This is a genomic window from Enterobacter cloacae complex sp. 397G4, from assembly GCF_050031515.1.
In the GTDB taxonomy this organism is placed as follows: domain Bacteria; phylum Pseudomonadota; class Gammaproteobacteria; order Enterobacterales; family Enterobacteriaceae; genus Enterobacter; species Enterobacter hormaechei_C.
In genome coordinates, this window is record NZ_JBLGWE010000001.1 from 2,986,525 (window position 1) to 3,009,308 (window position 22,784).

The 22,784-nt window shown below is 56.2% G+C and carries 18 protein-coding genes; 9 read left to right on the forward strand and 9 right to left on the reverse strand.

The genetic code is table 11. The annotated features are described in order from the left end of the window. Positions 1-42: 42 nt before the first annotated feature. A complete protein-coding gene (locus ACQG1Y_RS14440) occupies positions 43-954 on the reverse strand; it encodes a DUF808 domain-containing protein (protein ID WP_017383336.1) in 912 nt (303 codons plus the stop codon). A gap of 178 nt (positions 955-1,132) precedes the next feature. On the opposite strand from ACQG1Y_RS14440, the gene yedA reads away from it, so the two are divergent. Next, complete coding sequence (yedA, locus tag ACQG1Y_RS14445) at positions 1,133-2,047, forward strand: drug/metabolite exporter YedA (RefSeq protein ID WP_017693141.1); 915 nt, start codon at positions 1,133-1,135, stop codon at positions 2,045-2,047. On the opposite strand, the gene ACQG1Y_RS14450 is transcribed toward yedA, so the two are convergent. From ACQG1Y_RS14450 to ACQG1Y_RS14460, 3 genes are read right to left on the reverse strand one after another with little or no spacing between them, the layout of a single operon-like run. Further along, a complete protein-coding gene (locus ACQG1Y_RS14450; RefSeq protein WP_049013070.1) occupies positions 2,019-2,510 on the reverse strand; it encodes a very short patch repair endonuclease in 492 nt (163 codons plus the stop codon). The two genes, yedA and ACQG1Y_RS14450, sit on opposite strands and share 29 nt — an antisense overlap. After that, the gene (locus ACQG1Y_RS14455) at positions 2,491-3,924 is read right to left on the reverse strand and encodes a DNA cytosine methyltransferase (RefSeq protein ID WP_094058366.1); all 1,434 of its coding nucleotides are present in this window, start codon (positions 3,922-3,924) and stop codon (positions 2,491-2,493) included. The genes ACQG1Y_RS14450 and ACQG1Y_RS14455 overlap by 20 nt, the downstream gene beginning before the upstream one ends. A gap of 43 nt (positions 3,925-3,967) precedes the next feature. After that, positions 3,968-4,669, reverse strand: coding sequence for a phosphohydrolase (locus tag ACQG1Y_RS14460; RefSeq protein ID WP_368740600.1), 702 nt, complete (start codon positions 4,667-4,669; stop codon positions 3,968-3,970). Positions 4,670-4,953: 284 nt separating this feature from the next. Here ACQG1Y_RS14460 and ompC point away from each other — a divergent pair, with 284 nt between their 5' ends. Next, on the forward strand, positions 4,954-6,117 hold the full coding sequence (gene ompC, locus ACQG1Y_RS14465) for a porin OmpC (RefSeq protein ID WP_033486932.1): 1,164 nt from the start codon (positions 4,954-4,956) through the stop codon (positions 6,115-6,117). A gap of 55 nt (positions 6,118-6,172) precedes the next feature. Here ompC and ACQG1Y_RS14470 read toward each other — a convergent pair whose 3' ends face one another. After that, positions 6,173-7,036, reverse strand: a complete 864-nt coding sequence (locus ACQG1Y_RS14470) for an N-acetylmuramic acid 6-phosphate etherase (RefSeq protein WP_032671692.1) — start codon at positions 7,034-7,036, stop codon at positions 6,173-6,175. A 153-nt stretch (positions 7,037-7,189) separates the two neighbouring features. Between ACQG1Y_RS14470 and ACQG1Y_RS14475 the strand changes: the two genes are divergently transcribed. Beyond that, positions 7,190-8,806, forward strand: coding sequence for a sensor histidine kinase (locus ACQG1Y_RS14475; RefSeq protein ID WP_023294962.1), 1,617 nt, complete (start codon positions 7,190-7,192; stop codon positions 8,804-8,806). Continuing rightward, complete coding sequence (dcuR, locus tag ACQG1Y_RS14480; protein WP_003859556.1) at positions 8,803-9,522, forward strand: two-component system response regulator DcuR; 720 nt, start codon at positions 8,803-8,805, stop codon at positions 9,520-9,522. Before ACQG1Y_RS14475 ends, dcuR begins: the two co-directional genes overlap by 4 nt. Here dcuR and ACQG1Y_RS14485 read toward each other — a convergent pair. After that, the gene (locus ACQG1Y_RS14485; protein ID WP_368740575.1) at positions 9,503-10,465 is read right to left on the reverse strand and encodes an FAD:protein FMN transferase; all 963 of its coding nucleotides are present in this window, start codon (positions 10,463-10,465) and stop codon (positions 9,503-9,505) included. The two genes, dcuR and ACQG1Y_RS14485, sit on opposite strands and share 20 nt — an antisense overlap. A gap of 58 nt (positions 10,466-10,523) precedes the next feature. Next, positions 10,524-13,304, reverse strand: coding sequence for a flavocytochrome c (locus tag ACQG1Y_RS14490; protein ID WP_017693133.1), 2,781 nt, complete (start codon positions 13,302-13,304; stop codon positions 10,524-10,526). 608 nt (positions 13,305-13,912) lie between these two features. Here ACQG1Y_RS14490 and ACQG1Y_RS14495 point away from each other — a divergent pair. Together ACQG1Y_RS14495 and fumA are read left to right on the forward strand one after the other, a co-directional pair. Then, positions 13,913-15,421, forward strand: coding sequence for an anion permease (locus tag ACQG1Y_RS14495; RefSeq protein WP_017383327.1), 1,509 nt, complete (start codon positions 13,913-13,915; stop codon positions 15,419-15,421). Between the two features lie 55 nt (positions 15,422-15,476). Next, on the forward strand, positions 15,477-17,126 hold the full coding sequence (gene fumA / locus ACQG1Y_RS14500; protein WP_023336201.1) for a class I fumarate hydratase FumA: 1,650 nt from the start codon (positions 15,477-15,479) through the stop codon (positions 17,124-17,126). Here fumA and ACQG1Y_RS14505 read toward each other — a convergent pair. Then, positions 17,115-18,020: a LysR family transcriptional regulator gene (locus ACQG1Y_RS14505; protein WP_017383325.1), complete on the reverse strand. Its 906-nt coding sequence runs from the start codon at positions 18,018-18,020 to the stop codon at positions 17,115-17,117. The genes fumA and ACQG1Y_RS14505 overlap by 12 nt on opposite strands. Before the next feature lie 95 nt (positions 18,021-18,115). Between ACQG1Y_RS14505 and ACQG1Y_RS14510 the strand changes: the two genes are divergently transcribed. The 3 genes from ACQG1Y_RS14510 (at position 18,116) to ACQG1Y_RS14520 (ending at position 21,768) form a co-directional block, all read left to right on the forward strand. After that, positions 18,116-19,411 carry a serine hydrolase domain-containing protein gene (locus ACQG1Y_RS14510; RefSeq protein WP_126499117.1) on the forward strand — a complete coding sequence of 432 codons (1,296 nt, stop codon included), beginning with the start codon at positions 18,116-18,118 and terminating at the stop codon, positions 19,409-19,411. Positions 19,412-19,671: 260 nt separating this feature from the next. Then, on the forward strand, positions 19,672-20,973 hold the full coding sequence (locus ACQG1Y_RS14515) for an MFS transporter (protein ID WP_017693129.1): 1,302 nt from the start codon (positions 19,672-19,674) through the stop codon (positions 20,971-20,973). A 6-nt stretch (positions 20,974-20,979) separates the two neighbouring features. Continuing rightward, positions 20,980-21,768, forward strand: coding sequence for a substrate-binding domain-containing protein (locus tag ACQG1Y_RS14520; protein ID WP_045328718.1), 789 nt, complete (start codon positions 20,980-20,982; stop codon positions 21,766-21,768). Here the strand turns inward: ACQG1Y_RS14520 and ACQG1Y_RS14525 are convergent. Then, complete coding sequence (locus tag ACQG1Y_RS14525; RefSeq protein WP_003859540.1) at positions 21,740-22,642, reverse strand: LysR family transcriptional regulator; 903 nt, start codon at positions 22,640-22,642, stop codon at positions 21,740-21,742. The genes ACQG1Y_RS14520 and ACQG1Y_RS14525 overlap by 29 nt on opposite strands. Positions 22,643-22,784: the final 142 nt, after the last annotated feature.

A 22,784-nucleotide genomic window follows, 5' to 3' on the forward strand; every position in this document is an offset into this window, starting at 1 on the left:
TTAGACGAGGAATGGTCTTTTTGCATCCGGGGTCAGCAATAATTAATGCGATTTCCCGCGTACTTTTTCAACCAGCTTAACAACGGCTACCACAATCAGACCGACGATAAAGCCCAGTACGAGGTTAAGCAGTGTGGGCAGAATTGCAGCAACTACCGCTCCCTGGCCTGACGCAAAATGTTCAATCATGTGATGCAGCGAAGCAACACCGTGCACGATAATTCCGCCACCGACCAGGAACATCGCCAGGGTTCCCACCACCGACAAGGTTTTCATCAGCCACGGCGCCAGCACCAGCAGGCTTTTCCCAATGCCGCGCGCAATTGCGCTGGATTTTTTTTCCAGCCAGAAGCCGATATCGTCCAGCTTGACGATCAGCCCGACCAGGCCATAAACCCCTATCGTCACGAGGATCGCAATGCCGGACAGGATCAGCACCTGGTTCATCAGAGGGGCATCTGAGACGATCCCCAGCGTAATCGCCACTATCTCGGCCGAGAGGATAAAGTCCGTGCGGATCGCGCCTTTGACCTTATCGCGTTCAAACGTTTTTGGATCCTGTGCGGCCAGCGCTTCCAGACGCTGCTGGCGCATTTCCGGGGTGTCTTTCTCTTTGCGTGCAGCGAACATATGCAACACTTTTTCGGCACCCTCGAAGCACAGGAACGCCCCGCCAATCATCAGCAGGGGCGTAATGGCCCAGGGTATAAAGGCGCTAATCAGCAGCGCCAGCGGAACGAGGATCACCTTGTTAATAAAGGACCCTTTCGCAACGCCCCACACCACCGGCAACTCACGGTTCGCCCGCACGCCGCTGACCTGCTGCGCGTTAAGCGACAAATCATCTCCCAGTACCCCGGCGGTCTTTTTCGCCGCCAGTTTTCCCATAACCGAAATGTCATCCAGCAAGGTGGCGATGTCGTCCAGTAATGTTAATAAGCTACTTCCTGCCAAAATCTCTTTCCTTCTTTTTTTGCTAATTAAGTGAATAGTATGGAACAAAACTCACCGCCCGGAAACTGGCACCTCGCGTCAACAAAAATTTCACATCAACAACACAATTAAAGCACTCGCCAGGCTGATAGTTTTGGCGTTAACTATGAGCGAACTTTTTATTTCGTCGTGAGGGACTATGCGTTTCCGGCATTTATTACCGCTCATTGGAGCACTCTTTTCCCTGTATATCATCTGGGGGTCCACCTATTTTGTCATTCGTGTAGGCGTGGAAAGCTGGCCCCCGCTGATGATGGCCGGTATTCGTTTCCTTACGGCCGGCGTGCTGCTGATGGCGTTTTTATTGCTGCGCGGCCACAGACTACCGCCGCGGCGTCCCCTGCTTAACGCCGCCCTGATTGGCCTGCTGCTGCTGGCGGTGGGCAATGGCGCGGTAACCGTCGCCGAACACCAGAACGTGCCGTCGGGCATCGCCGCAGTGGTCGTCGCAACCGTGCCGCTGTTTACGCTCTGCTTTAGTCGCCTCTTCGGGATCCGCACCCGTAAGCTCGAATGGCTGGGCATCGCGATTGGGCTTGTGGGTATCATCCTGCTGAACAGCGGCGGTAACCTGAGCGGGAACCCCTGGGCTGCCGTTCTGATCATGATCGGCTCCATGAGCTGGGCCTTCGGCTCGGTCTACGGTTCACGCATCGAGCTGCCCTCCGGGATGATGGCAGGTGCGATTGAGATGCTCGCGGCGGGCATTGTGCTGCTGATGGCCTCCGCGTTGACGGGTGAAAAACTGACGGCGATGCCAGACCTTTCAGGTTTCCTGGCCGTCGGGTATCTGGCGCTGTTTGGCTCCATTATCGCCATCAACGCCTATATGTACCTGATTCGCAACGTCTCACCGGCGGTTGCCACCAGCTACGCCTACGTTAACCCGGTGGTTGCCGTGCTGCTGGGTACCGGTTTTGCGGGCGAAGTGCTGTCGACGATTGAATGGCTGGCGCTGGGTGTGATTGTCTTTGCCGTGGTGCTGGTCACGCTGGGTAAATATTTGCTGCCCGCGAAACCGATTGTCACGAGGTGTGAGGTGGAGAAACCGTGATCGGGTGAATGCCCTGGGTATCGATCTGCGCGGCCTGACCGCCGCCGCAGATCCACTCTTCCAGCCGCTCCGTCAGTTCCACGTCATTCAGCTTCATTCTTCCGCGCAGCGCGCACTCCCAGACAATCAGCACCCGCCAGCCCTGAGCGTAAAGCTGAGAAACATCGCGTTTATCACGCTCGACGTTTCTGTCAATCTTCTCCAGCCAGAAGTCGGTGCGTGTCGCCGGGACTTTAAACAGATAGCAGTCGTGATGATGCCAGAAACAGCCGTGGGTAAAGATGATGCACTGGTACGCGTCGATGACGAAATCAGGACGCCCGGCAAGCGTGGCATCCTGAACCCTGAATTCAAACCCGGCGGCGGTCAGAAGGCCCGCGATCCGTTTTTCAATCGCGGTATCACGCGTGCCGATGGCACGCATGTTTTTACTGCGCGTGGCCTTATTGTGAACGTCCGCCATTGACGGCCTCGCTCTGACGAAGCTGAACGGCCTTGCTGATGCGTGAGGCCAGCAGTTTAGCTACCGCGGCAAAGGCTGGCACCACCACCGAGTTGCCAAACTGACGATAGGCCTGGGTATCCGACACCGGGATGCGAAAACTGTAGCCCTGCGGCGTCTCAAAGCCCATTAAGCGGGCGCACTCGCGCGGCGTTAAGCGCCGCGGTCGGTGCTGTTGGTTCTGGGGATCGTCAAAATCTTTTTCGCCCAGCGCCTTATCCCAGCCGCGATCGATAAGAATTTCCGCACCATCTTTGTAATAGCGCGCCGACAGCGTACGCGTCACGCTGTCAGGATTAAGCGGATTGACCATGCCAAACCCAAAGCCATTGCCTTTGGCCTGATGCTTTTTGGCATAGCGATAGAGGTATTTCCACAGCACCGGGGTCAGAATGAATTTCGCATCGACGGCGGGCTCCAGCAGATCGGCCACCGTCGGGCGGCGCGCCGGATACAGCGAGGGCAAATCACGCAGCGTAAAATCGCCTTTCAGATTGAGATCGCGGCGGAAGCCCACCAGCACGATGCGTTCGCGGTGCTGCGGCAGGAAGTGTTTGCCGTCGATAATTTTCGGATCGTCCGGCCCCATGTCCTCTGCATCCGCCACGTCATAACCCAGTTCATCCAGCGTTTGCATGATAATGCGGAAGGTTTTGCCGCCGTCATGACTCTTTAAATTCTTGACGTTCTCCAGCACAAAAATTGCCGGGCGGCGGGCATCAATGATCCGGGCAACATCAAAGAACAGTGTGCCCTGCGTATCGCAGGCAAAGCCGTGTGCGCGTCCCAGCGCGTTCTTCTTCGACACGCCAGCCAGCGAGAACGGCTGACACGGAAAGCCCGCCAGCAGCACATCGTGCGCCGGAATGGTATTGCGAATGTGTTCGGCGGCCTCTTCATCGCTGACGCCGGTTTTGTGGCTCAGCGTGACATCCCGAATATCCGCGTTGAACTGGTGCGCGTCGGGATCGCAATACCAGTTGGCTTTATAGGTACGGACGGCATGTTTGTTCCATTCACTGGTGAATACACACTGCCCGCCAATAGCTTCAAAGCCATGGCGAATGCCGCCGATACCGGCAAAGAGATCGATAAAGCGAAAGGCATAATTTGGATGCGCAGCAGGAGGACGCGGCAGCAAATTTTGCAGATAGCGGAACTCACCGTCGCTCAGGCGGTGCCCTGCCCTGTCGCTTATCAGCAGCCGCTTGAGTATCGCCGGGCTCCAGTGGCTCTCGCCATGGGCCACCAGCTGGTTTGCCAGCGTTTTAGCATCATACATTTCCAGCAGCTGACGCAGGAGTGCCTGCACGGCTGCCGTTGATTTCTCAACCCGCTCAGGCGCGGGCACAGTCACTGATCGATTTTCCTGCATTCTCTTAACCGGACAATAAAGACAGAAAACAGAGTACCACAGTTCAGGATCGCACACTGCGACGGAAATGGGTCAATATATGGCTGTCGGTTCCGAGGTAATCGCCCTGTAATTCGGCACTCAGCTTCGCCATAAACTGGATCAGAAAATCGGCATTGTGACGCGCAAGTTCGCGCCCCCGCGCGGTTTGCATGGTGTCAGGCAGGCGCAGGAGTTTGGTCTGAAAGTGGTCGAGCGCGAAGGCTTTATCATCCAGCGCTCGTGTTCCGGCGAACGGGTCGTCGGCATCAAACAGCGCGGCGCCCAGCGCACCGGAGACGGCAAAGACGCGCGCCAGGCCGATAGCGCCTAACGCCTCCAGCCGGTCGGCATCCTGCACAATTTTGGCCTCCAGGCTTTGCGGCGCGATACCGGCACTGAAGCTGTGCGCTTCAATAGCATGCTCAACGGCTGCATAACGATCCGGCGGAAAATCAGGAAAGTCGCGACTCAGGATCTCGCGCGTTTTTCCCGCTGCCAGCCGCGAGGAGTGGCTACGTTCCGGGTGATTTTTCGGCAGGCTGACAATGTCATGGAAGTAGCATGCGGTCAGCACAACCAGCGGATCGCTATCCTCGTCAGCCATAATACCCTGCGCCGTCATCCAGACGCGGTGAAAATGGGCGATATCGTGCGCCGCATCATCAGTAAAATGATTTTCGTCGAGCCAGCGCTCAAAACGGTGTTGCCACTGCGCAAGTTCCATCATCCTGTCCTGTTGCTCAAAAGTGAGTGAATTATAATACACCCGAATTAAAATCCTTTATAAATAGAATTACGAAATACTTAATAATAATTACCCGCTATATTTTCAATGAATTAATTCATATGAAAAATAAAGAGATAAAAAGTAATATTTTGTAATATTTTTACCACTTTAATTACATTTATTTTTGAACCTAAATAATAATCCATAGAATAGTATCAGCCATGTAGTTACGGAGGGTAATTACATATATTCAGACAATTTATATTTAAAGGAAATATATAATGAAAAGAAAAGTTCTGGCAATTCTCGTACCCGCGTTATTAATGGCTGGCGCAGTAAATGCGGCGGAAATGTATAACAAGAATGGCAACAAAGTTGACCTGTACGGTAAGGTTGATGCGCGTCATACCTTCTCCGACAACCCAGGCGATGACGGCGATGAAACCTATGTACAGGTGGGTTTCAAAGGCGAAACGCAGATCACGAACGACCTGACAGGCTATGGCCAGTGGGAATATAAAACCTACGCTAACGACACCGAAGGCGCAGGGGATAAATCTTTCAACCGTCTGGCATTCGCTGGCCTGAAATATGGCGACTACGGCTCATTTGATTACGGCCGTAATTACGGCGTCGTGTATGACGTTGAAGCCTGGACCGATATGCTGCCGGTATTTGGTGGAGATTCTTACACCTGGACGGATAACTATATGGTTGGCCGTACTAACGGTGTGGCGACCTACCGTAACAATGATTTCTTTGGTCTGGTCGACGGCCTGAACTTTGCGCTGCAATATCAGGGAAATAATGAAGGTGGACCAAACGAAAATCAGGAAGGCACCAAAAACGGCCATGATGACGTTCGTTTCCAGAACGGCGACGGCTTCGGTATGTCTACCACCTATGACTTCGATTTCGGCCTGACGCTGGGTGCGGCTTATTCTTCCTCTGACCGTACTAACGACCAGGTCGCTTACGGCGCTGGCACCTATAACCGCTTCAGCAAATATGCTGGCGGTGAACGTGCGGAAGCGTGGACAATCGGTGCTAAATACGATGCTAATGATGTCTACCTGGCCATGATGTATGCGGAAACCCGTAACATGACTCCGTACGGCAACGATGGCATCGCCAACAAAACTCAGAACTTTGAAGCCGTAGCGCAGTACCAGTTTGACTTCGGTCTGCGTCCATCCCTGGCGTGGGTCTATTCTAAAGGCATCGATTTGGGCGGTAACGATTATCACCCAGGCAATGGCTATGACTATGTAGACCAGGATCTGGTTAACTACATCGACGTGGGCATGACCTACAGCTTCAACAAAAACTTCTCCACCTACGTTGATTATAAAATCAACCTGCTGGACGAAGATGATGCCTTCTACAATGACAACGGTATTGCTACCGATGACATCGTTGGCGTAGGCATGACCTACCAGTTCTAATCCCCATCAATATTAAAGCCCGCGATGCGGGCTTTTTTTATTTGACGCTGAAATGTTATGGCGCTTCCTGCAAGGCCAGGCGAACAAACCCGTTATTCTGCGCCAGCAATTCGTGCGCTTTCCAGGCATCCAGCCCCGTCAGCACCATCAGTACCGCCGTTTTGCACTGGTGGTTACAGCTTTCCAGCGCGGCCTTCGCCTGCGCCCGGCTACATCCCCCCGCTTCCATCACAATGGCAATTTGTCGTTCGGCCCATCTGGTGTTGCTTGCCTCCAGATCAACGCGCAGGTTGCTGTACACCCGTCCGGAACGTACCGCCAGACCGGTGGTGATCATATGCAGGATCATGCTTTGCGCAATGCCTGCTTTAGCGTTGGTATACCCGGCCACCACATCCGCGCCCAGATCGGGAGCAATGACCATGCTCGCCAGCTGCGCCGCTTCACTTTGCGCATCCTCCGTAATGATCGCAACCGTTGAGCCCAGAGACCACGCATGACGCATCGCGCCCCATACCCATGGGGTTTTGCCGCTGACGGACAGCGCCAGCATCATGTCATGCTCGCCAAATTCTATCGTCTGAAGGTCGGCAACGCCGCGCGCGTAGCTACCGGCGTGATCGCCTGCTGTCATCGCAATGACGGGATGTTTTCCCGGCGCAAACGCTTCTGCCGCCTGTTCAGCCACGCGTCCGGACGCGCCCGCGCCGGTCAGTACCAGACGTCCGCCGTGGCTAAGCGTCGCCGCCGCGTTATCCACCACGCGGGCCAGCATACTTAAGTGAGGGGTAAGTGCAGAAGAGATTTGCGCGTCATCCTGGTGTATGACGTTAAGCATATCCAGCGTCGATAATCTGTCGATGTTCGTGGTGCTGGCGTGCCGTCTTTCCCTGGCCGTACCGGTAAGCATAATGCTCATAAACTGCCTCCTTATTATGAGTACCCTCACACTATAAAGTGTTTTATATAGGTCACCTGAGAGGAGGCTCACGAAACGCCTCTCTTTACATGGCTTTATGAAACGCCCGTCATCAGCGATAATTAGCCCTTTCTTATTCATCGCGGAGTGTTAATGAGCGATTTGCAGCCCTTCCCCCCGACGCGCAAGCGCCCTATGAAGCTGAATACGCTGGTTACGCTGATGGTGTGCGCGATTATCGGCTCGGTGCTGCTGGTGGTCTTCGCGCTGTACTCTGTGCAGATCACCCGCGCCACGCGCGATGACGTGAAAGATACCGCGCTGGGTATCGCCCGGACGCTGGCCGACAGCCCGGAGATCAAGCGTGGCCTGATGGAATCGCCGCAGGCTGGCATCATCCAGCCGATTGCCGAGGCGGTGACGAAGCGCAACGACCTGCTGTTTACCGTGGTCACCGACCTGCGTGGGATCCGCTATTCCCATCCAAACGAAGCGCTGTTAGGTTTGCATTTTATTGGCGACGATCTGACGCCCGCCCTGGAAGGGAAAGAGAATGTCTCCGTTAACCGCGGCGCGCTCGCGGAAGCGCTGCGCGTCTTTACGCCAGTGTATGACGACCAGCACGACCAGATCGGCGTGGTGGTGGTGGGTATTTCGCTGAATAAAGTTGAAGATCAGATTGCCCGCGGGCGGCTCAACGCCGTGTGGACCATCTTATTCAGCGTTCTGATGAGCTCAGTGGCGATATGGGGTCTGGTCCGGGTTCTGAAACGTATCCTCTTTGGGCTGGAGCCTTACGAAATCTCAGCCCTCTTTGAACAGCGCCAGGCCATGTTGCAGTCCCTGCGCGAAGGCGTGATGGCCGTGGATATGCACGGGCGCGTGACGATGATTAACCACACCGCCAGAGAAATATTACTCCTGACCTCGGGCCAGCACTCCGAAAGCAGCAGTGAACCGCTGCTGGCCAGCCTGCGCGAAGTATCCAGGACCGGCATTGCCCGCCAGGATCAGGAGATCGGCTGTAACGGGCGGCTGCTGCTGTGCAACATGGTCCCCGTGAAAAGCCAGAATCAGGTGATCGGGGCGATCAGCACGTTCCGCGATAAGACCGAAATCAGCCAGTTAATGCAGCGTATTGATGGCATGGTCAGCTACGTTGATGCCCTGCGCGCTCATACGCACGAGTTTATGAACAAGCTGCACGTGATCCTCGGCCTGCTGCACATGAAGCGCTACGATAAGCTGGAGGAGTACATCATCCAGACCGCGCAGAATTATCAGACGGATATCGGCGCAATACAGCGCAAAGTTAAATCGCCGGTCATTGCGGGCTTCCTGCTGGGTAAAATTAACCGCGCTAAAGAGGCCGGAGTGACCCTGACGCTGGCGGAGGAGAGTCAGCTTCCTGACACCGCCAATGAAGAGCAGGTTGCGGTGCTGATCACCGTGCTGGGCAATTTAATCGAAAATGCCCTGGATGCGATGGAAGGCCAGCCGGAAGGCGAGATAGGCCTGCTGCTGCATTATCAGAACGGCTGGCTGAGCGGTGAGGTCAGCGATGACGGTCCCGGCATTGATCCCGAGCGGCTGGAGGCTATTTTTACAAAGGGCTACTCAACAAAAGGTGAAAACCGCGGCGTTGGGCTGTTCCTTGCGCGTCAGCAGATCCAGAATCTGGGCGGAGATATTACCGTCGAGTCGGAGCCTGGCGTATTTACCCAATTTTTTGTTCAGATCCCCTGGGATAGCGAGAGGAATATCGCGTGATAAATGTGTTAATTGTCGATGATGACGCCATGGTAGCCGACCTCAACCGTCTGTATGTTAACCGCGTTGAGGGTTTTAGCTGCTGCGGCGTCGCTTCCACGCTCAACCAGGCCGAGGCGTTGATCGCCAACCCAGGCCAGCCGATCGATCTGGTGCTGCTGGATGTCTATATGCAGCAGGATAACGGGCTGGATCTGCTGCCCATCATCCGCGCATCGGGCCGCCCGATTGACGTCATCATGATCTCGTCGGCCTCCGACGCCGCAACGATCCAGACCTCAATGCACTATGGCGTGGTGGATTACCTGATTAAACCGTTCCAGTTCCCGCGTTTTGAAGAGGCGCTGAACGGCTGGAAGGCAAAGCGCAGCCTGATGGGATCGCATCAGTATTATGAACAGGCCGACGTCGACAGGCTGATCCACGGCGGCGCGCCGGAGCTGGCCGACAGCAAAAAATTACCGAAAGGCCTGACGCCGCAGACGCTGCGCACCATTTGCCAGTGGATCGACAGCCATCCGGAGATAGAGTTTTCCACCGACGATCTGGCGAATGCGGTCAACATTTCCCGCGTCTCCTGCCGCAAATACCTGATCTGGCTGGCGCAAATTAATATCCTGTTCACCAGCATTCACTACGGCGCTACCGGCCGGCCGGTATATCGCTACCGTTTGCAGCCGGAACAGGTCGGCCTACTCAAACAGTACTGCCAGTAATTCGGTAGCTGTCGTCCAGAAGGGTAAAACGGAAGTGGTACATCGAGGAGATCACCACTTCTTTTGTTTTGGTGACAAAGATGGCTTCAATATCGGGGCGCGAACGCAGCGCGGCGCAGCCCTTTTCCACGCCCATGCCGTAGATCAGCGTGGTACAGATATCGCCGTCGAGGGAGTCTGGCGAAATAATCGTCACGCTGTCCAGTTCGTTATCCAGCGGGTAGCCGGTGCGTGGGTCAAGTATGTGGTGATAACGTTTGCCGTTCAGCTCGAAGTAGCGCTCATAGGTGCCTGACGTCACCACCGACCGGTTTTCGACCGTCATGGCGCCAATCAGCGCGTCACCGGCGAACGGTTTTTTCAGGCCGACGCGCCAGCCGCCCTCCGGCGAACCTAACGTCTGGACGTTGCCGCCAAGGTTGATCAGCCCAAGTTCAACGCCCTCTTTATGCAGGTAATCCCGCACCCTGTCGGCGATATAGCCTTTAGCAATGGCCCCCAGATCGATCTCCATTCCCTGGCGAGTAAGGAACACGCTGCTGTTGGCTTCATCCAGCACCACGTCCGCAGGATGCGTGATGCCCAGCAAAGCGGCGATCTCGTCCGCGGGCGGTACAGCATCCCCCTTAAAGCCAATTTTCCAGCGCTTCACCAGCGGGCCGATCGCCAGGTTAAAGGCGCTGTCTTTAAGCAGGCTTGCCGCTTTCGCGCAGCGGATCAGCTCAAACACCGGACGACTGACGGCAACCGGATGCTGACCGGCCGCATGGTTGATGTCCATTACCTGGGAGTGCGCTCGGTTAACGGTAAGCAGATCTTCGTACTGTTTGATCAGGCGAAACACGCGAGAGGCAAGCGCTTCGTCATGGGAAAAGAGTTTCAGGAGGATGGGCGATCCCATCAGAACGGCGGAGTAGCTGTAAACGCGATGGCTATCAGGCATTTCATGAGTCCTCAGATGTAGCCCCGGCAGGCACCGCGCCGCCGGGGAAACAGGAGCCTTACCGTGTTTTCGAACGCATAGCCGCCTGATGTCCTGCAAGCGTACCAAAAATAATGATATCTGCCACCGCGTTACCGCCGATGCGGTTACCGCCATGGATGCCCCCGACAACCTCACCCGCAGCAAACGCTCCCGGCAATACGTTGTGGTTGCTGTCCAGCACGCAGGTTTCTGTGTTAATGGTCACGCCGCCCATGGTGTGGTGAACGCCCGGTGCAATCTGAATGGCGTAGAACGGCCCTTCGTTGATTGGCGCACGCAGCGCGGTGGTGCGGCCGAAATCATCGTCGTGCTGTTTCTCCACAAAGCCGTTGTAGCGTTCCAGCGTTGCCAGGAACTGGTGGTGATCCATCCCCAGCGCTTCCGCCAGGGCTTTTGGCGAGCTGGCGCTGGTAACAAACCCTTTTGCGATGTACTCATCCGCGGCTTTGTTTTTGGCGCGAACATGCTCGTCAAAGACGATGTAAGCGTATTTCTCCGGCAGCGCGATGATCTGCGCCGAGACTTTGTCGCGGGTCGACATTTCGTTATAGAAGCGGTTGCCCTGCTGGTTTACCAGAATCGCCCCGCCGCCGCGGATGGATTCGGAAATCAGATACGACGTTTTCTGCTCAACGGTTGGGTGGATCTGAATTTCGCCCATATCCACGGTGCCCGCACCGATACGCTCCAGCAGCGCGATACCGCCTCCGGTCGCCCCTTTGTGGTTGGTGGTAACGAACCCTGCCAGATCCGGACGGTATTTCACCACCATCTGGCTGTTGGCGCTGAAGCCGCCCGTTGCCACAATCACGCTTTTGGTTGCCACGGTGAGGGTTTCGTTCTCTTCGGTGGTCAGACGCACGCCGGTCACTTCGCCATTTTCGAAAATGATGTCGCTCACGGAGGTATCCAGCATCACCTCGATGTTGCGCTTGTTGACGTTACGCACCAGGCCGCTGATCAGATACCCGCCCACTGCGGAACCGTCTTTCGGACGGTGCGTACGGTCGATGCTCATCCCGCCGGTGGTGGTAATGTCGTTCAGCATAATGCCGCGCGTGGCCAGCCATTCGATAGCCTGCGGCGCGTTCTCGACAAAGCGACGCAGCAGTTCAGGGTCGTTCTTGTTGCCACCGCCTTTCAGACTTTCCTGGTAGAACAGCTCTTTGCTGTCCTGAATACCTTTCACGCGCTGGAAGCGGGTCTCCGCCGCGTTCATCCCGGCCGAGGCTTTAATGGTGTTCCCGCCGATGGTGGGCATTTTCTCGACGATTAGCACGCTCGCGCCTTCGTCATGCGCCTGAATCGCCGCTGCCAGACCGGCGCCGCCGCTGCCGACCACCACCACATCCACGCTTTTAGTCTCATTCGGGTCTGCGCCCTCTTCCGCCGCCAGCGCTTTGCTGGATTTCAGCATCGCCTTCGAGACCGCTTTTTTCACCGCCTCGCTCTGGCTGGTCGCGCCCGTAATCGCGTCCACGTGCGGGGTGTTGGCATCCAGAATACGGGTACGGATCTCTTCGAAGCTGGTGACAAACTCGACGTCTTCACTCGGGCCGGAGGCCAGTTCGATATCGGCGATGCGGTCGGTTTCGAGGCTGACGTTAATCACCAGCTCGTTAGCATCGTCCTGCACTTTTTCAATAAAGGTGCCCGGTTTGAATTTAGATTCGCCCATGCTCATGTCGCGGATCATCGCTTCCACCAGCGAGAAGCGCCACAGCGGTTCCGGGATGCTCAGTTCTTCGCGTCGGGTACTGTCCATAAACAGCTCCAGGCTTTCGCCCGCCGCGATGCGATCGGTCCAGTCCGGATAGGCGATGGTGGCGCGGCCAACGGCAATCAGGTCGTAACCGTGATCCAGCGCTTCATTCACATCCGTGGCATTCACCACGCCGCCAACGCCCATTACCGGTACCTGCGCCAGCGTGTCAGAGCGCATGGCGCAGTATTTTTCGATAAGTGGCGTCGGGTCCTGAGTATCGACGATAGAAGGACGCAGGGCGGCGCCAAGGGAGAAGTGGAGATAATCTACCCCGCGCGCGGCCAGTTTTTCCAGCAGATACAGGGTGTCTTCGAAGCGAATGCCCGGGACTTCAAGCTCTTCCGGAGAGAAACGGTAGCCAATGATAAACGCGTCGTCCGCGTACTGGCGCACCATCTTGTGGGTAATGTCCAGCACCGCCAGCGGGAATTTCGCGCGGTTTTCGCGGCTGCCGCCCCACTCGTCGTCGCGCTGGTTAGAGTTCGGGGAGAAGAACTGCTGGATCAGATAGGTATTCGCCCCGTGGATTTCGACGCCGTCGAACCCGGCCTGAATTGCGCGGCGCACGGCTTCGCCGAACTTGCCGATCATGCCTTCCACCTCTTCCGCGGTCAGGGCAACCGGCGTGGCGGCACCGTCACGCGGCGCGGCAACGGCGCTTGGGCCAACCGGCGTGCGACCCCCAATCAGTTTTGGGTCGACCATACGGCCGCCGTGGTAGATTTGCAGCAGGGCTTTAGAGCCTTTGGACTTGATGGCGTCAGCGATTTTTGCCAGCCCGGCGATTTTCTCGTCGTTATCAATACCAATTGCGCCCGGGAACGCCAGGCCGAGATCGTCAACAAAACAGCACTCAACGATGATGGTGCCGATGCTGCCCGCGCGGGCGCGGTAGTACTCCACCAGCTCGCTGGTCACGGTGCCATCGTAATAACCGGTACAGGTTGTCATCGGGGCCATTAACAAACGGTTTTTCAGTTCAGTACCATTCGGTAATGTGAAGGGGCTTAAAATACGTTCGTTAGTGCTCATAATAGAAACTCCAAACTTTAAAAATTAAGAATTCGTTATCGGAATGATTTTTTATTTCGTGTTTTTTGCCGATGTCATGATAGTAATATAAAGCTTTTTTTAGTTTCTAAAGTCATTACGTTAGTTAATAAACTATTTAATCCCTTCGATAACATTAATAACACATTGGTGTTAGCGGGAATGTTTCACTCGTTCACAAGAATTTAAAAAAAGTTAAATTATAAAAGGTCAAACCAATACACCAAATCTATCAAAAAACCTTATAAAACAACGATAAACAAAATCACCAGAATTTAAATGTTATAGTTTTGATACATAAAATGCGTAAAGCTAGCGAATAACCACACTACTCAGAGTGGTTATTATAAAAAATATAAAAATAGCCATTCAGTTCCGTTTTTTTGATCGCGATCAATAGTTATGGCATTCAAAAGAGCAATATAAAAACATCATCATTTTTTATTTAGCGCAAACCAAAATGCGTTAAATCGCTATTAGTGAAAACACAAATCCGCACCTTAAATAACTAAAAAAAGCAAAAAGGATATTTCAATCGAATTTGTGTTTTCGCCGGGCGACGAATTTTTGACAACTTAAGACGTGAAACTATGAATACAAAAACTGCTGTAACGCCTCCTGCGGCGAATCTGGCATCAAATGGAACAGCAAAACGACTGCTGATGATGGCTTTGCCCGTCATTGTTGCCGTCCTGCTGTTGTTTGTCCCCGTTCCGGAAGGGCTGCCGCCTTATGCGTGGCACTACTTCGCCATCTTTGTCGGCGTCATCGTCGGCTTAATTTTCGAACCGCTGCCGGGCGCCGTGATCGGTCTTACCGGCGTCGTGGCGATTGCGCTGTGCAGCCAGTGGGTGCTCTTTAGCCCGGAACAGCTGGCTGACCCAAAATTCAAGCTGGCGGGCGCCTCCTTTAAATGGGCGGTCAGCGGGTTTGGTAACTCCACCGTCTGGCTGATTTTCGGTGCCTTTATGTTCGCCGCAGGCTACGACAAAACCCGCTTCGGCCGCCGTCTGGCGCTGATTCTGGTGAAGTACCTGGGCCGTCGCAGCCTGACGCTCGGTTACGCCATTACGTTTGCGGATCTGCTGCTGGCCCCGTTCACCCCATCCAACACCGCGCGCAGCGGCGGGACCATCTACCCGATCATCGCCAACCTGCCGCCGCTGTACGGTTCAAAACCCAATGACCCAAGCGCGCGCAAAATCGGTTCGTATCTGATGTGGGTAGCCATCACCGCGGCCTGTATCACCAGCTCGATGTTCCTTTCCGCTCTGGCACCTAACCTGCTGGCGCTGGCGCTGGTAAAAAGCACGGTTGGAATTGATATCTCCTGGGGGACCTGGTTCCTCGCCTTCCTGCCGCTGGGCATCCTGCTGATCCTGACCATGCCGCTGCTGGCCTACTGGTTCTACCCGCCGGAAGTGAAGGTAAACAACGAAGTACCGCTGTGGGCGACCCGTGAACTGGAAAAACTGGGCAAACTGTCGCGCAATGAGATCCTGCTGCTGGTGTTCGTGTGCTGTGCGCTGCTGATGTGGATCTTCGCCGCGGCGTGGATTGAACCGGCCATGGCTGCCCTGCTGATCGTTGGCCTGATGCTGTGGACCGGCGTGCTGGAGTGGAACGATATCACCGGTAACAAAGCCGCGTGGAATACCTTCGTCTGGTTCGCCACCCTGGTGGCGCTGGCGGATGGCCTCTCCTCCACCGGTTTTATCAGCTGGCTGGGTAAAGAAGGCGGCCTGCTGATGAGCGGTATCTCTCCGGGTGTCGCCACCATCGTGCTGCTGCTGGCTTTCTACCTGCTGCACTACCTGTTCGCCAGCACCACCGCGCACACCACGGCGCTGCTGCCTGCGATGCTGACCATCGCCTCCACCATTCCGGGCATGAATATGGAAGTGTTCGTTCTGCTGATGGTGACCTCGCTGGGCGTGATGGGGATCATTACCCCCTACGGTACCGGTCCAAGCCCGATTTACTACGGTAGCGGCTACCTGCCAACCAAAGACTACTGGCGCCTCGGCACCATCTTCGGTGCCATCTTCCTGGCGGCCCTGCTGCTGATTGGTTATCCGTGGATGTCCATGATGTTCTGATTCCTGACCGCCGGACTTCTCCTCCGGCGGTTTTATTTTTGTGGAGCAATACGCTATGTCAAACAAACCGTTTATCTACCAAAACCCCTTCCCTCTTGCGCACGATGACACCGAATACTATCTGCTGACCAAAGAGCACGTTTCCGTTGCCGAGTTCGACGGTCAGGAAGTCCTGAAAGTGGAGCCTGAAGCCCTGACCCTGCTGGCACAGCAGGCCTTCCACGATGCCGCGTTTATGCTGCGCCCTTCCCACCAGAAGCAGGTTGCCGCCATTCTCAACGACCCGGAAGCCAGCCAGAACGACAAATACGTTGCCCTCCAGTTCCTGCGTAACTCTGAAATCGCCGCAAAAGGCGTGCTGCCAACCTGTCAGGATACCGGCACCGCGATCATCATGGGCAAAAAAGGCCAGCGCGTCTGGACCGGCGGCGGTGACGAAGCGGCCCTGAGCCAGGGCGTCTATAACACATACATTGAAGATAACCTGCGCTACTCGCAGAATGCGGCGCTGGATATGTATAAAGAGGTGAATACCGGCACCAACCTGCCCGCGCAGATTGACCTCTACAGCGTGGACGGCGACGAGTATAAATTCCTGTGCATGGCGAAAGGCGGCGGTTCTGCCAACAAAACCTATCTCTACCAGGAAACCAAAGCGCTGATCACTCCGGCGAAGCTGAAAAACTACCTGGTTGAGAAGATGCGCACCCTGGGTACCGCAGCCTGCCCGCCGTACCACATTGCCTTTGTTATCGGCGGAACCTCAGCGGAAGCCACGCTGAAAACCGTTAAGCTGGCTTCTACCCGCTACTACGATGCGCTGCCAACCGAAGGCAACGAACACGGCCAGGCGTTCCGCGACGTCCAGCTTGAGCAGGAACTGCTTCAGGAAGCGCAAAACCTCGGCCTTGGCGCGCAGTTCGGCGGGAAATACTTCGCGCACGATATTCGCGTGATCCGTCTGCCGCGCCACGGCGCCTCCTGCCCAATCGGCATGGGCGTCTCCTGCTCCGCTGACCGTAATATCAAAGCGAAAATCAACCGCGACGGGATCTGGATTGAGAAGCTGGAGCACAATCCGGGCCAGTATATTCCTGAATCCCTGCGTCAACAGGGTGAAGGCGACGTGGTGAGCATCAATCTCGACAAGCCGATGAATGAGATCCTGGCGCAGCTTTCCGCGCACCCGGTCTCCACCCGCCTGTCGCTGAACGGCACCATCATCGTGGCGCGCGATATCGCCCACGCGAAGCTGAAAGAGCTGCTCGACAACGGGGAAGAACTGCCGCAGTACGTTAAAGATCACCCGATTTACTACGCAGGCCCGGCCAAAACGCCAGAAGGTTACGCGTCTGGCTCACTCGGCCCGACCACTGCGGGACGTATGGACTCCTATGTGGACTTACTGCAATCCCACGGCGCGAGCATGATCATGCTGGCCAAAGGTAACCGCAGCCAGCAGGTCACCGACGCCTGCCATAAGCACGGCGGCTTCTACCTCGGCAGCATCGGCGGCCCGGCGGCGGTGCTGGCGCAAAACAGCATCAAGAGCCTGGAGTGCGTGGCGTATCCTGAACTGGGAATGGAAGCCATCTGGAAAATTGAAGTAGAAAACTTCCCGGCGTTTATCCTGGTGGATGACAAAGGCAACGACTTCTTCCAGCAGATCCAGAATAAACAGTGCAAAGGGTGCTCACAGCGCTGAACGTTTCCATAACGCCGGAAGCAGCGACAGCGTATCGTTGATCAACCCGCGCTTGTCGCTGCCCGGCTTCCAGATAGTGACCATCGTCTGGCTTATCCCCTGGCTGCCCACTTCGGTGGGCAGCCTTTTTACATTTTTCCACTGCGTTGCCTGAAGATGGGTCGGCAAAAACCCCCAGCCGCAGCCCTGTTCCAGCAGGCCGCGCAGCATCTCCAGTTCGTTAGTGAAAAGCGTGTGCCCTGAAATTTGCAGGCGACGGGCAACCGGCTCGTCTGACGCGGGATGCATAATCACCTGTGGCACCAGAGAGAGATCGAGCAGCGACACCGGCGACGCAACCTCCGCAAAAAGCGCCGTTGCGGCGTAAAAATCCATTTCGATCGCCCCCAGCGCCCGCCACTCCATCTCATTGCCCACGCTGCGGTTGCGCGCCTGGCAGATCCCCAGATCGGCCTGACCGTTTGCCAGCATCGCTTCCGCCTCATCGCGCGATGCGCTGGTCAGGCTCAGGCGGATCTTTTTCGTCGCCAGTGTGGCAATCAGCGCCTGTAAAAAAGCTCTGGGGGTGAACGGATCGTAAGCGAGGGCAATGTCCTGCGTCGCGCTGTCCGGTACCGATCTGGCAAACGCCTCAAACGCTTTGACCTGGCGCATCAGCAGGTGCGCCTGCCGCTGAAGCTGCTCCCCCTCCGGCGTCAGGCGCAGGCTGCGCCCCTCCCGCAGGAACAGAGCATAGCCCAGCCCATCCTCAAGGAAATCGATCAGATCCCGCAGGGTAGTACGATCTTTGCCGAGTTTACTGGCCGCCTTCATCAGGCTGCCGTGTTCAGCGACGGCAGTGAACGCCTCAAGCTGGGCAAAGGAATAGATCAGTGATGCCACGCCATTCTCCACGCAATTTTTACGGGGGATTTTCCCCCATAACGCGTTTTTTATTATAGGCCGCAGGTTCTTAAACTGAAGTCCTTCCTGAGCCAAACGAGATAAATATGAAAATCAAAACAAACCGCACGCTGCTCGCGGCGCTGGTTGTCAGCAGCCTGCTCTCGCCCGCCGTTATGGCGGCCTGCAACGGTACCGACCTCACCACCTGTCCGGCGCCTTTCGATGCCAGACTCCCGGACGCGCATACCATGCTCACCTGGAGCCAGGCCGATCGCGTGGTGGGCTTTCGCAATGACTACCGCAACTACGCAGGGGATGTGTTTCGCCACGGCAACGCTACGCCGCTGCTGCCCGCAGAAAAACCGCTCACCGATGCCCGCTATCAGGTGAAGGGTAAGAGTTACACTCTTCAGGATTACCTGAAACGCCAGAACGTCAGCGGCATGCTGGTGCTGAAAAACGGCAAAGTGGCCTATAAATACCTGGGTGAAGGCAATACCGACTCAACGCTCTGGACGTCGCGTTCCGTGGGCAAATCGGTGGTCTCCGCGCTGGTGGGTGCTGCAATTAAAGAAGGGAAAATCCACTCCCTGGACGACCTTGTCACCCAATACGAACCTGACTTAAAAGGCACCGCCTGGGAGGGCGTAACGCTAAAACAGCTCATCACCCACACCTCTGGCGTGGCGTGGAACGAAGATTACACCAACCCGCAATCTGACTTCGCCCGGCTTACCGAGTGCGAAGCGAAGCCGGGCACCTACAACTGCGTGCGCACCCTGGTGAAGGGGTTACACCGTGAACACCCGGCGGGCGAAAACTGGTCCTATTCCTCGGGTGGCGCCTGGCTGTTAGGCGATGTGCTTGAGCGCGCCACCGGCATGACGCTCGCGGCGTATCTGGAGAAGACCATCTGGCAGCCGTACGGCATGGCGAGCGACGGCGTGTGGCATGCCTACAGCAAAGGCCAGCACGACGTGGGTGCGCATGGGTTCAACGCCACGCTGGAAGACTGGGGGCGTTTCGGGGAGTTTATCCTGCATAACGGTACGCTGCCGGACGGGAAGCAGATCCTCCCCGAGGGCTGGGTGAAACAGTCCTCAGCCTGGACACAGGCCAAAGGATCGGTGTCCGACGCGCATCCGAAGGGGTTATACGGCTACCAGTGGTGGAACAACGAAGTACCAGCCACCGCCACAAACGTGGAGCCGAAAGTCGAAAATTCGCTGAAGGATTCCCTGTGGGCGCTGGGTATATTTGGTCAGATGATCATGGTTAATCAGAAAGAAAATCTGGTTATCGTCCAGTGGTCCACCTGGCCGCAGGCAGAGCCGTCATTCAGCGCCCAGCCGCTGGAAGCGTCGCTGATGTTTAGCGCGATTGCGAACGCGCTGCGCTGATAATCCCAAGCCAGGCCCCGCCTGGCTTCTCACCTGCGCGATGTCACAAAACCGATATATCAGCAACTTAGCGAAATCGAGTAAATAAAAGATCACCGAAATGTTAAGTTATTGTTGAATATGTAAATACTGGTCAACGCTTTGTCATTAATGCACCACACGCATCAGTCCATGCGCTATTTGCGCTTATTAATTTCCACTTCCTGATCCAGTTTTCAGAAACAGACGAGCATAACGTCACTATAAAACTGGAGATAATCATGGTTTCCTCAACCTCACCTGCAACGCTTCGTGCCAAAGCGGGCGCGATTTTCCGCGTCACGTCGGGCAACTTTCTTGAGCAATTCGACTTCTTTCTGTTCGGCTTTTATGCCACCTACATAGCCCATACTTTTTTCCCGGCAAGCAGTGAATTTGCGTCGCTGATGATGACCTTCGCCGTCTTTGGCGCGGGCTTTCTGATGCGTCCGATCGGGGCCATTGTGCTGGGGGCTTACATTGATAAAGTGGGTCGCCGTAAAGGGCTGATCGTCACTCTGTCAATTATGGCCGCCGGAACCTTCCTGATCGTGCTGATCCCTTCTTACCAGAGCATTGGCCTGTGGGCGCCGCTGCTGGTGCTGACCGGCCGCCTGTTGCAGGGTTTTTCGGCAGGCGCCGAGCTGGGCGGGGTTTCGGTTTATCTGGCGGAGATCGCCACGCCGGGCCGCAAGGGTTTCTACACCAGCTGGCAGTCGGGTAGCCAGCAGGTCGCCATTATGATCGCGGCGGCGATGGGCTTCGCCCTGAATGTGGTGCTGGAAGAGAGTGCCATTCGCGAATGGGGGTGGCGTATTCCGTTCCTGTTTGGCTGTCTGATTGTGCCGTTTATCTTTTTCCTGCGCCGCAAGCTCGAAGAGACCGAGGAATTCAGCGCCCGTCGCCACCATCTGGCAATGCGTCAGGTCTTCACAACGCTGCTCGCCAACTGGCCGGTAGTCGTCGCGGGCATGCTGATGGTGGCGATGACCACCACCGCGTTTTACCTGATCACCGTTTACGCGCCGACCTTCGGTAAAAAAGTCCTGATGCTTAGCGCGTCGGACAGTCTTCTGGTCACGCTGCTGGTGGCGGTGTCCAACTTCATCTGGCTTCCGGTGGGCGGCGCGCTGTCGGATCGCTTCGGGCGTAAACCGGTGCTGATCGCCATGACGCTGCTGGCGCTGGCGACCAGCTATCCGGCACTGACGATGCTGGCCGCAGCCCCGAGCTTCTCAATGATGCTGACTGTGCTGCTGTGGCTCTCTTTCCTCTACGGCCTGTATAACGGCGCGATGATCCCGGCCCTGACGGAGATCATGCCAGCAGAGGTGCGCGTGGCGGGCTTCTCACTGGCTTACAGCCTGGCAACGGCGGTCTTTGGCGGTTTCACGCCGGTGATTTCGACTGCCTTAATTGAGTACACCGGCGACAAAGCCTCTCCGGGCTACTGGATGAGCTTTGCCGCCGTTTGCGCCCTGCTGGCAACGCTTTATCTCTATCGTCGTCGCACGTTAATCCTGCAAACTGCCGTTAAGGAGTGATTCCTCATGCTTACATTCAGAACGGTGATTGCCGCCCTGACCTTCGCCACCCTCAGCGCGGGCGCGCTTGCGCAGGATGTGACGGTGATGATTTCTGGCGGCTTCAAAGCGGCGCTGGAGAAGCTGACGCCGCAGTACGAAGCGCAAAGCGGTGACAGGCTCATTGTGATCTCCGGCCCGTCGATGGGCAAAACGCCGCAGGCCATTCCGGCCCGGCTTGCCCGGGGCGAAAAAGCGGACGTGGTGATTATGGTGGGCGATGCGCTGGCGAAACTGGAACAGGATCGCAGGACGGCGGCGGGCTCTCGCGTGGAGCTGGCGGATTCGCCCGTCGGGATGGTCGTCAAAGCGGGCGCGCCGGTGCCGGATATCAGTACGGTGCCTGCCCTGCGGCAAACGCTGCTGAAGGCGCATTCCATGGCTTATTCCGACAGCGCCAGCGGCCGGTATGTAGAGAGCCAGCTGTTCCGTAAGCTGGGCATCGACGGCCAGGTCCACGATAAAGCGCACCGGGTTGAGCGCATCCCGGTGGCGTCTGAAGTGGCAAAAGGGAAATACGATCTCGGCTTTCAGCAGGTGAGCGAGCTTCTGCCGGTCCCGGGGGTGATGTTTGTGGGTAAGTTGCCTGACGACATGCAGTACATTACCCGTTTCGCCGGAGCCGTAACGCAGAAGGCTGACCATCCCGAACAGGGAAAAGCGCTGCTGGCCTTTCTCTCTTCGCCACAGGCTGCCAGCGTCATTACAGCAACGGGCTTAACGCCCGTCAGTGCACCTCGCGATACTGCTCGGTAATCAGCGTTTCGAGTTCGGCAGCAATATAGGACTGGATCCGCCCGCGGCGGCGGATCAGCCCCACGGTTCGCCTGACCTCAGGCTCGGTTAAAGGTACCGACGTCAGCAGCGAATGCTCTGCGCGGGGCATTGACATGGCGGGAACGGCCGCAATGCCGATCCCGGCTTCAACCATCCCCAGCATGGTCGTCACGTGCCGCGTTTCGCAGATGCTGGGGCGCTCAGGCCGAATATGCCCGACCCGCTGGTCGAGAAGATTGCGGTTGCCGGAGGTCTTATCCAGACCGATATAATCCTGCTGATAAAAAGCCTGCCACGTCAGGCTTTTTCTTTTTGCAAGCGGGCTGTCGCGCCGGCAGGCAGCCACGTAGACATCCTCCACCAGCGGGACAAACTCGATGTCGGGCTGCAAACTCCGGGCAAAGCAGATACCAAAATCCGCCTGTCCGCGGGTGACGGCCTCGATAACATTTCCGGCGCTGCTGTCGATCAGTTTTATGCGCACGCGGGGGTAACGGGACTGAAAGCGGCGGATAACATCCGGCATAAAGTAACAGGCGGCGGACGGCACCGTCGCCACGGTGATTAGCCCCGTACGCTCCTCGCTGGCCTTATCGATATCCGAAAGCATGGACTCCACATCAGCAAGCAGCTGTCCGCATCGGTCGGCAAAGGTCTGTCCATACAGGGTCAGCGTGACGCGCCGGGTGGTTCTGTCGAACAGTTTTGTCCCCAGTGCCGCCTCGAGCTTTTCAATTCTTCGACTCAACGCCGACTGGGAAAGGCAGATAGACTCCGCCGCAAGACGGAAATTGCCATATTCCAGTAAAGCGCGGAAGGCATAGAGATCGTTGAGGTCAAAATTGACGGGCATACTGACGGGATCCTTAAGCACGGTAGGGTAAGAAGAGATTTATCATAGTCGCGCACGACATACTTCACAAAATGAAGGGGATACCCCTAAAGCGCTATCAACCTGACGGCACATAGTGATAGTTTATGCGGGCTGGATTCCT